The organism is Shewanella cyperi (assembly GCF_017354985.1).
GTDB classification, from domain to species: domain Bacteria; phylum Pseudomonadota; class Gammaproteobacteria; order Enterobacterales; family Shewanellaceae; genus Shewanella; species Shewanella cyperi.
This window is the reverse complement of record NZ_CP071501.1, coordinates 3,381,377-3,392,850: the sequence shown is the minus strand read 5'-3', so window position 1 is coordinate 3,392,850 and position 11,474 is coordinate 3,381,377. Positions and strand designations below refer to the sequence as shown.

General features: G+C 55.8%; 11 protein-coding genes and 5 tRNA genes. 12 read left to right on the top strand and 4 right to left on the bottom strand.

Annotated features, from left to right (window positions below; all coding sequences use genetic code 11):
• Positions 1-33 precede the first annotated feature (33 nt).
• From JYB84_RS15025 to rsgA, 3 genes are read right to left on the bottom strand one after another with little or no spacing between them, the layout of a single operon-like run.
• A complete protein-coding gene (locus JYB84_RS15025) occupies positions 34-936 on the bottom strand; it encodes a DMT family transporter (RefSeq protein WP_228290801.1) in 903 nt (300 codons plus the stop codon).
• Positions 933-1,796 (bottom strand): archaetidylserine decarboxylase, encoded by an 864-nt coding sequence (gene asd / locus JYB84_RS15020; RefSeq protein ID WP_207320828.1) that lies wholly within the window; start codon positions 1,794-1,796, stop codon positions 933-935. The genes JYB84_RS15025 and asd overlap by 4 nt, the downstream gene beginning before the upstream one ends.
• Before the next feature lie 37 nt (positions 1,797-1,833).
• Positions 1,834-2,889 (bottom strand): small ribosomal subunit biogenesis GTPase RsgA, encoded by a 1,056-nt coding sequence (rsgA, locus tag JYB84_RS15015; protein WP_207320827.1) that lies wholly within the window; start codon positions 2,887-2,889, stop codon positions 1,834-1,836.
• A 112-nt stretch (positions 2,890-3,001) separates the two neighbouring features.
• On the opposite strand from rsgA, the gene orn reads away from it, so the two are divergent.
• From orn to JYB84_RS14980, 7 genes are all read left to right on the top strand, one after another.
• Positions 3,002-3,547, top strand: coding sequence for an oligoribonuclease (orn, locus tag JYB84_RS15010; RefSeq protein WP_207320826.1), 546 nt, complete (start codon positions 3,002-3,004; stop codon positions 3,545-3,547).
• A 173-nt stretch (positions 3,548-3,720) separates the two neighbouring features.
• Positions 3,721-3,796 (top strand) — tRNA-Gly (locus JYB84_RS15005).
• A 38-nt stretch (positions 3,797-3,834) separates the two neighbouring features.
• Positions 3,835-3,910, top strand: a tRNA-Gly gene (locus JYB84_RS15000).
• A 38-nt stretch (positions 3,911-3,948) separates the two neighbouring features.
• Positions 3,949-4,024 (top strand) — tRNA-Gly (locus JYB84_RS14995).
• Positions 4,025-4,062: 38 nt separating this feature from the next.
• Positions 4,063-4,138 (top strand) — tRNA-Gly (locus tag JYB84_RS14990).
• Between the two features lie 30 nt (positions 4,139-4,168).
• Positions 4,169-4,244 (top strand) — tRNA-Gly (locus tag JYB84_RS14985).
• Positions 4,245-4,437: 193 nt separating this feature from the next.
• Positions 4,438-4,893: a hypothetical protein gene (locus tag JYB84_RS14980; RefSeq protein ID WP_207323254.1), complete on the top strand. Its 456-nt coding sequence runs from the start codon at positions 4,438-4,440 to the stop codon at positions 4,891-4,893.
• A gap of 142 nt (positions 4,894-5,035) precedes the next feature.
• Here the strand turns inward: JYB84_RS14980 and JYB84_RS14975 are convergent, their stop codons facing one another.
• Positions 5,036-5,224: a hypothetical protein gene (locus JYB84_RS14975; protein ID WP_207323300.1), complete on the bottom strand. Its 189-nt coding sequence runs from the start codon at positions 5,222-5,224 to the stop codon at positions 5,036-5,038.
• 124 nt (positions 5,225-5,348) lie between these two features.
• Between JYB84_RS14975 and JYB84_RS14970 the strand changes: the two genes are divergently transcribed.
• The 5 genes from JYB84_RS14970 (at position 5,349) to miaA (ending at position 11,463) form a co-directional block, all read left to right on the top strand.
• A complete protein-coding gene (locus JYB84_RS14970) occupies positions 5,349-6,839 on the top strand; it encodes an NAD(P)H-hydrate dehydratase (RefSeq protein ID WP_207320825.1) in 1,491 nt (496 codons plus the stop codon).
• 62 nt (positions 6,840-6,901) lie between these two features.
• Positions 6,902-7,360 carry a tRNA (adenosine(37)-N6)-threonylcarbamoyltransferase complex ATPase subunit type 1 TsaE gene (tsaE, locus tag JYB84_RS14965; RefSeq protein ID WP_207320824.1) on the top strand — a complete coding sequence of 153 codons (459 nt, stop codon included), beginning with the start codon at positions 6,902-6,904 and terminating at the stop codon, positions 7,358-7,360.
• Positions 7,360-8,679, top strand: a complete 1,320-nt coding sequence (locus JYB84_RS14960; protein ID WP_207320823.1) for an N-acetylmuramoyl-L-alanine amidase — start codon at positions 7,360-7,362, stop codon at positions 8,677-8,679. The genes tsaE and JYB84_RS14960 overlap by 1 nt, the downstream gene beginning before the upstream one ends.
• Positions 8,680-8,693: 14 nt before the next feature.
• Positions 8,694-10,547, top strand: coding sequence for a DNA mismatch repair endonuclease MutL (gene mutL / locus JYB84_RS14955; protein ID WP_207320822.1), 1,854 nt, complete (start codon positions 8,694-8,696; stop codon positions 10,545-10,547).
• Positions 10,540-11,463: a tRNA (adenosine(37)-N6)-dimethylallyltransferase MiaA gene (gene miaA, locus JYB84_RS14950; protein WP_207320821.1), complete on the top strand. Its 924-nt coding sequence runs from the start codon at positions 10,540-10,542 to the stop codon at positions 11,461-11,463. The genes mutL and miaA overlap by 8 nt, the downstream gene beginning before the upstream one ends.
• The last annotated feature ends 11 nt before the right edge of the window (positions 11,464-11,474 follow it).

Here is an 11,474-nt window from a genome sequence, read left to right as displayed (position 1 = left end):
TTGATATGCGCAGCGGAGGGATTTTGCCCGGACTCAAGCGTCCTTTTGCCGGCGGCGTGATCTGTGGCTCTGCTGGGTTTCAAATACCGCGGTGGCGACCACCAGGGCGCCGCCCAGCAAGGTTTTGCCATCGAGTCCTTCCCCGAGAATGAACAGTGCCAGCAGGGCGCCGTACAGGGGCTGCAAACAGGACACCAGACCCACGGTTTTGGCGCTCAGCCGCCGCAGCGCCGAGGTGAACAAGCCATGGGGCAGGGCGGTGAAGGCGACCCCAAGCAACAGCACCAGTTGCCAGCCATCGCTGTCCAGAGCGCCTGGGCCCTGCTGCATGAAGGGGGCCAGGAACAGGGCTGCCACCAGGGTTTGGTAGAACATGGCGTGGGGGCCGCTGTACTGGGCAAAATAGCGTTTGTGCATCAGGTTGCGGGCGGTGAACAGGGCCGCCGACAACACGCCCAGGGCGATACCCAGGGTGACATTGTTCCCCAGGCTGGCTTCGGGGATCAGCAGGGCCACGCCAACCAGTACCGCCAGGCCGCAGACCAGATCCATGGCGCGCAAGCGGGTGCCGGTCAGCAGTGGCTCCACCAGTACTGTCATCACAGGATAACTGAAGAAGGCAATCATGCCGATGGCGACGGACGACAGCTGCATGGAGGCGAAGTAGGTCACCCAGTGCAGGCTGACCGTGATCCCAAGTCCCATGGCTATGCCATAATCCTGCCAGCGCGAAAGTTGCAGGCGCTGACCGCCGAGGCGCACCAGGAGCGCCAGTACCACAGCGGCTATGGCGCTGCGCAGCACGGTAATATCCAGTGCCGGTAAGGGAATGAGTTTGGAGAACAGCGCAGTGCCGCCAAACAGCAACACGGCCAGGTGCAGCTCCAGCAGTCCGGAGCGTTCCTGGCCGCCGTTTGGCGAAGGTGGCTTAATCAAGCCTTGATCCTGGCAAAGGGCTCGCCCATGCGGGTGACGCTGCCGGCTTCAACGCCGTTGGCAAAACCGTCGAGGGCATCCTTGGCAAACAACATGACCACAGTGCTGCCGAGTTTGAAGCGACCCATTTCCTCACCCTTCTCCAGGGTGATGGCCTCTGGGCCTTCGGTGGGGTAATCCCAGCTGAACACTTTTTTGCCTGTGGGTGGCGTGACTGTGCCGGCCCAGACGGTTTCAATGCAGGCGACTATGGTCGCACCCACAAGCACCATGGCCAGGGGGCCTTTTTCGGTTTCAAAGATGGCCACAACCCGTTCGTTGCGGGCAAACAGACCGGGGACATTGCGGGCGGTGAGAGGATTAACCGAGAACAGCTCGCCGGGAACATAGGTCATTTTTGACAGGGTGCCCTTGATGGGCATGTGCAGGCGATGATAGTCCTTTGGCGCCAGATAGATGGTGGCGAAATCACCTTCCGCGAAGCGTTTGGCATCGGCCTCTATGCCACCCAGCAGGGCCAGCGCCGAATAGTGATGGCCCTTCGCCTGGAACAGGCGGCCATCTTCAATGGGGCCCAGTTGGCTGACGGCACCGTCCACGGGTTGCACCATGATGTCGGCATCCGGGGTGATGGGGCGCAGGCCGGGCTTGAGGGCGCGGGTAAAGAAGGCGTTGAAGGTGCGGTAGGCCTCGGGTTGGCTCTCCAGTGCCTCTTGCATATTGATGCCATATTGCTTGATGAACCACTTGATGAAAGCTGTGGTCAACCAACCGGCTTCGGCGGCGGCAAACTTGCCTACAATCCTTGAGATCAAGTGTTTAGGCAGCATGTACTGCAGGGCAATCTTCACTTTGTCCACGTTATTTATCCTTTAAATCTTTCTATCCGAAATCGTCTTAGTCTTCGCTGCCACGAAAATAGCGGGCATGGCGCTGTTCGTCCAGGCTGGCGATGATCCTGTGGTAATTATTGAATCTGTCTTCGCTGATCTTACCCTCGGCCAGGGCGACCTTAAGGGCACAACCCGGATCGTCCAGGTGCTTGCAGTCACGGAATTTGCAGGTGCCGAGGAAGTCGCGAAACTCCACGAAACACCAGCCAACCCTTTCCGCCGGTAGATGCCAGAGGGCAAATTCACGCACGCCGGGAGAATCTATCAGATCGCCTCCGCTGGGCAAGTGCAGCAATTTGGAGGTGGTGGTGGTGTGCTGGCCAAGACCCGAGGTTTCGGATACGGCGCCGGTGAGCAGTTCGGCTTCCGGCAGCAGCGAGTTAACTATGGAAGACTTGCCAACACCGGACTGGCCGACAAAGATGCTGACCTTACCGTCGAGCAAATGCTTGATGTCGTCGATACCTTCGCCGGTTTTGCTGCTGAGGCGAAACACCCGGTAGCCTATGGCCTGATAGCGTTGCAGCGCTGCCTCGATCTCCGGCTCCTGTTCCGGCGGCAAGAGATCTGTCTTGTTCAGTATGATGGTGGGCTCAATGCCGGTATCTTCGGCGGCCACCAGATAACGATCGATAATCTGGGTGGTAAAGGCCGGTACCACGGAAGACACGATTAAAATCTGGTCTATGTTGGCGGCAATGATCTTGACCCCGTCATAGAGATCGGGGCGGGTCAGGGTGGAGTGGCGGGGATGCACGGCCTCAACCACGCCACCAATGGCGGAACCCGGCTCTGTGCTCAGACGCACTATGACCTTGTCGCCGGTCACCAGACTGGCTATGGTGCGGCGGATATTGCAACGAACCTGCTCGCCGTCCTGGGTCTCCACATCGGCGTGTTGACCGAAACGGGAAATCACAGTTGCCGCCTGCTCCTGGCCGAGGGAACTATCATTAATTTCAGGAAGTTGATTTTCCGTGCTGCCGCGGCTCAGGCGTTTCTCGTGATTGGCCCGCATCCGGCGCAATTGACCGTGGCTCAGGGGTTTCTTTTTACTCACAGGGTGTCTTCGTCAATTAGATGATGTTGTGTTGCTATAAAAAGCAGTATGATACACGGTCTTTGATTAAAAAGCCTGAAATTAAGGCCCCTGGATACTTTGAGGCAGGTATATGACTGCGGATGCGAGAAATCTTATTTGGATAGATCTGGAAATGACCGGGCTTGAGCCCGAGGTTGACCGGGTGCTGGAAATTGCCACCCTGGTGACAGATCAAGAGCTGAATATTATTGCGCAGGGACCGGTATTGGCTATTCATCAATCCGATGAGGTGTTGGCGGCCATGGACGAGTGGAACCAGACGCATCATGGCGCCTCTGGCCTGATTGACAGGGTCAAGGCCAGCAAGGTGGATGAAGCCCAGGCCGTGGCCGAGACCATTGCCTTTCTGGAACAGCATGTGCCCAAGGGCGCGTCACCCATGTGTGGCAACAGCATAGGTCAGGACAGACGTTTCCTGAACAAGTACATGCGTGAGCTGGAAGACTTCTTTCACTATCGCAATATTGATGTCAGTACAATCAAAGAGTTGGTTAAGCGTTGGCAGCCAGAGGTGATGAAAGGTTTCAGTAAACAAGGCAGCCATCAGGCCCTGATGGATATTCAGGAGTCCATTGCCGAGCTCAAGTTCTACCGGGACAAGGTATTTAAAATTTGAGCGATTGATAGCGAAAGCGCAAAATGGGGGTTGCAGGCCAATGAAATTTTCATATAATGCGGCCTCGTCTTTGCGCTGGCTAGTGAATAGCGATAAAGATGTGACATTGACTCGGTTGCTGTTGGAAAGGTCGATACCTTGAACATGGTGATAGTAGTTTGAAGTCAGGCGATGCGACATTAGCTCAGTTGGTAGAGCGATACCTTGCCAAGGTATAGGTCATCGGTTCGAACCCGATATGTCGCTCCAAAATTCAGATTGGCGGCATCTTTAAAGCTGCATGCGATGCGACATTAGCTCAGTTGGTAGAGCGATACCTTGCCAAGGTATAGGTCATCGGTTCGAACCCGATATGTCGCTCCAAATTTCAGATTAGCGGCATCTTTAAAGCTGCACGCGATGCGACATTAGCTCAGTTGGTAGAGCGATACCTTGCCAAGGTATAGGTCATCGGTTCGAACCCGATATGTCGCTCCAAAATTCAGATTGGCGGCATCTTTAAAGCTGCATGCGATGCGACATTAGCTCAGTTGGTAGAGCGATACCTTGCCAAGGTATAGGTCATCGGTTCGAACCCGATATGTCGCTCCAAATTCCAGGCGTTCGGCCTTAAAACGAAATGCGACATTAGCTCAGTTGGTAGAGCGATACCTTGCCAAGGTATAGGTCATCGGTTCGAACCCGATATGTCGCTCCAATCTTCTATACCCCCCAAAAAAATTTTACTTGATTCAGCAAAGCGTTATTCAACGGTTGGCATTTGTCGCAACTGCCCATTTTCGCGCTTTCAGCGGAAACTTGAACTGGCGCAAATCTTTCATTTTCGATAGCTCGCATAATATCACCATAATCTGATGAAGTTTGGCCGAAGCGCTACCGGAGCAGGCATGATGAGAATGCAACAACTGAAAGAATGGCTCGATTACCTGGTGCATTGCCGTCAGGATATGGCCTTGCTGTATGGCCGGTTGCAGCAGCAGGCTGATGCCTCCAGGGTGAAATTGCTTTTGGGTTATTTACAGAAACAGCAGGTCCATATAGCCCAGGCCATGGAGGACTATATAGATCAAGCCCAACCCGGGAGCCTCGACGTCTGGTACAAGGACGTGGAGTTTGAAGATTTTCTGCATCGCTGTCAGGCCCTGATGCTGCCGGCGAATATGAATTCTGAAGATGTGTTGGCACTGCATCTTGATCTGGAAAATCGTCTGATTGCCTTGCTTGAGATGCTGGCGCAAAAATCAGCGCACAGTGATACCTGCAGCATGCTTGAGGATCTGGTGCGGGTCGAGCGGGTGCAGCAGCAGAGACTGGTACACAGCGCCCAGAGGATGGAAGATATCTAGCCATTACCACTAGGGCGGTAATTATGGAAAAACCGGTATGTCATACCGGTTTTTTTGTGCCTGTTTGATCTCAAAAAGCGTTAAAAGCATGACCTGGGTCAAAGAATTCAGCTCTGCGGCTCTGGTAGGTTGAGCGGATCCGTCACTGGGTATCGTCATCCTTATCCTGGATGGGTTGGGAGATGGCGCGGTAAAGACCGAACGCTACCAGCAGTATGCAGATGATCAATAATGCCTCTATCAGGATATTGGAATACAGCGGCAGACTGAGCAGCAATACGGCCAGAGCGAGTATCAGCAGTGTAATCAGCATCATCCTAATGCTAGCCATCGGTAAGCTCCATGAAAGTGGAGGAAGAAAGCTCCTAGACTAAAGTGTAGAAACCATCATGGGGCGGTGCCAGAAAATGACGGGATCCGGATCAATAATTCGTTAAATATTCAGGGGATTCCCAATGCCAAATTCAGTGTCCAGCTTACCTATGGCCCTGTATAGGCGAGAACAGATACGCCAAGCCGAATTTGCAGTATGCCAAGGCGACAGTGATGCCCTCTACCAATTGGTTGAACAGGCTGCCGATGCGGCGCTGGCCTTGTTGCGCCTGGAATCAAGGCTGGGGTTGCAAACCGTGCTGCTGGCCGGCAGCGGCAATAACGGCGCCGATGCGCTGGCCCTGGCGAGGTTGATGCTTGAGCGGGGACTGCCGCTGCGGGTACTGGCGAGCGCCGATGGCAAAACGGTGGAACACCGACGGGCCCAAAAGGCCTTTGAAGCTGCCGGTGGCGTGGTGGAGCCCTATAATAAAGAAGCGCTGGATGGCGCCGAGGTCATCATAGATGGTCTGCTCGGCAGTGGCACCAATGGTGAACTCAGGGCTGCAATGGCCGGGATAATTCAGGATATCAACGCCAGTGGCGCCTGGGTGCTCAGTCTGGATCTGCCCTCGGGGGTGGATGCCGATACCGGCAACGTTAATCCCATCGCCGTATGTGCTGATATGACCCTGAGCTTTGGTGGCCTCAAGCAGGGGCTGTTTACCTCCAGGGCCAGGCATTTTGCGGGCGAAGTGCGTCTGGCCTCATTGGGGCTGGAAGCGGCATTGTCGCAGGAGACCCCGTCGGCACAGCGGGTCGATGGTCAGTTTCTGAAGGATCTATTGGGGCGCCGTCCCCGTGACAGCCACAAAGGGCAATCGGGCAAGGTGACTGTGATGGGCGGCAATCACGGTATGGCCGGAGCCGTGAGGCTGGCCGGTGAGGCCTGTTTGCGTGCCGGTGCCGGTCTGGTGACTGTGATAAGTCAGCCGGAGCATCAGTTGACCGTTAACGCTAACCGCCCCGAGCTGATGTTCTGGGGCTGTGAGCTGGTGGATATGGAGGTCTATCTGCGGTTGGGCTGGGCCGATGTCTTGGTAATTGGTCCCGGGCTCGGGCGGGATGACTGGGGTTATAACCTGTTTAAAGCCGTGGGAATGAGCGATAAACCCTGCGTGCTCGACGCCGACGCATTGAACTTCCTGGCCAAGGAGCCCAGGCGGCAGCAAAACTGGGTGTTGACACCCCATCCCGGAGAAGCCGCCCGCTTGCTCGGGATGAGTGTTGCCGAGGTGGAGCTGGACAGGTTTGCGGCGGTCCAGAAACTGCAACAAACCTATGGTGGCGTGGTGCTGCTGAAAGGCGCTGGGACCCTCATCTGTGATGGCGAGCAAGTGGTGGTGGCCCCGGTAGGCAATCCTGGGTTGGCAAGTGGTGGTTGTGGAGATGTGTTATCCGGTATTATCGCCGCTTTGATGGCACAGGGTTTGGCCCCCATGACGGCGACCATTGCCGGGGTTGTGGTCCATGGTGAGGCCGCCGATCTGGCGGCTGCTGCCGGTGAACGCGGCATGCTCGCCAGCGATTTGATGCCTTTTATTCGCCAATTGGTCAATAGTGATTTAATCTAGGCGGAAATTTTGCCGGCGGCCGGAGTGTGCTCCGGCGCCAATGCAGCAATTTGAACGCCTAAATGACAGAAACACGCATTTATTTAGCTTCCGAAGAAGACACCATAGCCCTGGGTCGCCGTCTGGCAGCGGCCCTCAAGCCGCCACTTGTGCTGTACCTGAGTGGTGAACTCGGTGCCGGCAAGACCACCTTCAGCCGTGGGCTGATCCAGTCTCTTGGCCACCAGGGCGCGGTTAAGAGCCCCACTTATACCCTGGTGGAACCCTATGAACTGCCGGGTGTCGAAGTTTATCACTTTGATCTCTATCGCCTGGCGGATCCCGAAGAACTCGAATTTATGGGAATTCGTGATTACTTCACGCCCAATAGTCTGTGCATAGTGGAATGGCCCGAACGCGGCCAGGGACTGCTGCCGGCCGCAGATATACAGCTGCAGCTGAAATATGCTAATAGTGGACGGGAACTGATTTTGACGTCGGCGACCGCCGCCGGCGATGCCTTGATAGACAGCCTTAAGTAATGAATAAAAATATAAGAAATATCATTAAGTTACTTTCTTCTTGCCTGATTGTGCTCACGGCTGCGCCGGCACTGGCCGCCAATAAGCTTGAGGGCGTTAGAATTTGGGCCGCACCCGAGTCGACCCGGGTGGTATTCGATCTCAGCGCGGCGCCCGAATACAGCTCTTTCAGTCTGAATCAACCTGAACGTCTGGTGGTTGATCTGAAATCCACCAGCACCAAGCTGGATCTGGCCAAGCTTGCCAACAATAGCAAGTTGGTCAAAAGAGTGAGGATTAGCAAGCCAGAAACCAAGGGAACACTCAGGTTGGTGATAGAACTGCAAAAGTCGGTCAAGGCAAATCTGTTTGCCCTGGCGCCCACGGCCCCCTACGGTAACCGTCTGGTGGTGGATTTGGAGGACAACAGCGTTCAGGCCAAAACCATTGCGGCGCCCAACAGCAGTCTGCGTGACATTATTGTGGCGGTTGATGCCGGTCACGGTGGTGATGACCCCGGCTCCATAGGCCCCTCGGGCATGTACGAGAAGAAGGTGGTGCTGCCCATCGCCAAACGGGTGGCCGACAAGATCAATGCCACCCCTGGGATGAAGGCGGTGATGACCCGCAGCGGAGATTATTTCGTTAACCTCAACAAGCGTTCCGAGCTGGCGCGCAAGAGCAAGGCGGATCTGCTGGTATCCATTCATGCCGATGCGTTCACCTCGCCACAGCCTCAGGGGGCCTCGGTTTGGGTGCTGTCCATGCGCCGGGCCAATACCGAAATCGGTCGCTGGCTGGAACAAAAAGAAAAGCACTCCGAGTTGCTCGGTGGTGCCGGTGAAATTATCCAGAACACGGATAACGAGCAGTATCTGGCGATGACATTGCTGGACATGTCCATGGACAGATCCATGGCCATCAGCCACTCGGTCGCCTCCGACGTGCTCAAGGATCTGGACCGGGTGACGGAACTGCATAAACCCCGTCCGGAGTCTGCCAGCCTGGCGGTACTCAAGGCACCCGATATCCCCTCCATTTTGGTGGAAACCGGTTTTATCTCCAATCCCAAGGAAGAGCGACTGCTGACCAGCGCCGGTCACCAGGAAAAGCTGGCAAACGCCATTTATACCGGTGTTGTGCGCTACTTTGAAGCCAATGCCCCGGTCGACACCCTGCTGGCCAAAAAGGCGGTTATCAAGCACAAGGTCAAAAAGGGGGAGTCCCTGTCGGTGATCGCCTCGCGCTACAATGTGTCGGTCAGCAGTCTTAAGCAGGCCAATAACCTCAGCACAGATACAGTGCGCATTGGCCAGCAACTGCTGATCCCCGGCGCCTGAGTTAAGGACTTTTGATGGCAATTCAGATATTGCCACCCCAGCTTGCCAACCAGATTGCGGCAGGTGAGGTGGTTGAAAGGCCGGCATCCGTGGTTAAAGAACTGGTGGAAAACAGCCTGGATGCCGGTGCCAGCCGCATCGATATTGAAATTGAAAAAGGCGGCAGCAAGCTTATCCGTATTCGCGATAATGGCAGCGGTATCCCCAAAGACGAACTGGCCCTGGCCCTGGCCCGCCATGCCACCTCCAAGGTGCATAGCCTGGAAGATTTGGAAGCCATACTGAGTTTTGGGTTTCGCGGTGAAGCCCTGGCCAGTATCAGCTCGGTTTCGCGTTTGACTCTCACCTCGCGCACCGCCGAGCAGTCCGAAGCCTGGCAGGCCTATGCCGAAGGCTCTGAGATGGCGGTCAAGGTGATCCCCGCAGCTCATCCCCAGGGCAGTAGCATAGATGTGGTGGATCTGTTCTTCAATACGCCGGCAAGGCGTCGTTTTCTCAAGAGTGACAAGACCGAATTTACCCACATAGATGAATGGCTTAAGCGTATTGCCCTGGTGCGAGCCGACATCCATTTCACCCTGAGTCACAATGGCAAGTTGGTGCGCCAATATCGTCCAGCCAACAGCGATAACCAGTATCTGCAACGCTTGGCTCAGGTCAGTGGTAAACCTTTTGCCGATCAGGCCATAAAGGTTGATTGCCTGCACGATGGTTTGCATTTGACCGGGTATTTGCAGCATCCACATTCGCAGCAGGCCGTGGACTGCCATTATTTTTATGTCAATGGCCGCCTGGTCAGAGACAGGCTGGTGAATCATGCGGTGCGCCAGGCCTTTGCACCCCATGGCGAAGCGGAGCAACCCGGTTATGTGCTGATGCTGAGTTTGGATCCCCATCAGGTGGACGTAAACGTGCATCCGGCAAAGCATGAAGTGCGGTTTCACCAAGCCAGATATGTGCATGATTTTATTCTGCAGGTACTGCAATCGGCCTTGGCACAGCTGCAGGAACTGCCGCTGGGGCACACGCCAGTGCCTCAGACCCGGGACTTTGCGCCGGTACCAAGCCCAAGGGCAGCCTGGTCCGAGAGTGATACGTCGGCACCACACAGGGAGCCGGCAGCTTATGGCTCTGGCGCGTACAAGGGCGGCGGCTATACCGGCCACGGAACCTCAGGCAGTGGCAGTACGGGGCAGGGGCGTCAATATGTGCGCGAACAACTGAGTCCACCGCCAAGAAGCGCGGTCGCAAGTTATGCCGAACTCTTGCATACGCCGGGGCCGCAGAGCGCCGCAGAACCCGTGGTCACCCATGGTATGCCACCGTTATTGGCCGGCCAATTCTGGGTACTTGCCGAAGGCGACAATCTCGAATTGCTGTCACTTGCCGAATGCGCCAAGGCGCTGCTTAAGCAGGAGATTGGTCAGCGCTTGCCAACCGGCTTAACCGCACAACCTCTGCTGATGCCGGTGGCCGTTAACGCCGAAGCTGATTGGGACCAGGTATTGACCGAGCGGGACACCTTGCTGCGGCAACTGGGGCTGGAACTGACAATTCGTGCCAGGCAGTTGATAATCAAAAAAGTGCCCCCATATCTCAGGGACAGCCAGCTGGCTCGGGCAATCCCCGAACTGCTGGAGTGGTTGAAATCTGAAGAGCCGGCCCAGGAAGCCCTGGTGGCCTGGTTGAGCCGCGAAGCCACACCGGCTTTTAGCGCGGCCCCCGAATTGTGGCAAAGGCTCAAGGCCCTGCCTGAAGCATTACAAGCGCCGATTTTTGCCGGCAGCAAACGCTTGCCGTGGCGCTCCTGGGTGAAAGACTCAGGGGTGGAAGAGTATAGGTTGAAAGAGCAGAAAACGAATGAATGAAGCCAAACCTAGAGTCCTGTTTTTGATGGGGCCGACTGCCTCCGGCAAGACAGCACTGGCGATGGAGTTGGCTGAACATCACAATTGCAGCCTGATTTCCGTCGATTCTGCACTGATTTACCGTGATATGGATATAGGCACGGCCAAGCCCAGCGCCGATGAGCTGGCCCGGGCACCCCATGCGCTGGTGGATATTCTCGACCCCAGCGAAAGTTACTCGGCTGCCGATTTCCGCCGTGACGCTGTGCAGGCGATAGAGACCGCACTGGCACAGGGCAAAACCCCGCTGCTGGTGGGGGGCACCATGATGTACTTCAAGACCCTGCTTGAAGGTTTGTCACCGCTGCCCAGCGCCGATGAAGACATCAGGGCACAGATAGCGGCAGAAGCTGAACAACGGGGCTGGCAGGCGCTGCATGAGGAATTGGAGCGCATAGATCCTGTATCTGCCGCCAGAATACATCCCAACGATCCGCAGCGTTTGGCGCGGGCGTTGGAAGTGTTCAGGATCAGTGGTAAAACCCTGACCGAACTGACAGAGACCAAGGCCGAGGCTTTGCCCTATGACATGGTGCAGTTTGCCATTGCCCCGAAAGAGCGGGCGACGCTGCACAAACTGATTGGTATTCGCTTTCAGCAAATGTTGGCGCAGGGATTGATTGCCGAAGTGCAACGATTGAAGGACAGGGGCGATCTGCACCTGGAACTTCCCTCGATGCGTTGTGTGGGGTACCGCCAGGTTTGGCAGTATCTCGATGGCGAATTTGACCATGATACTATGGTCGAAAAAGCTGTTGCTGCTACTAGGCAATTAGCCAAGCGTCAATTAACATGGTTGCGCGGATGGCCGGAATTGCAATGGCTGACAAGCGGCGAAGAAGGGAATTTATTGAAACTTGTGCAACAATGCCGCTAGTGGGCTAGCCT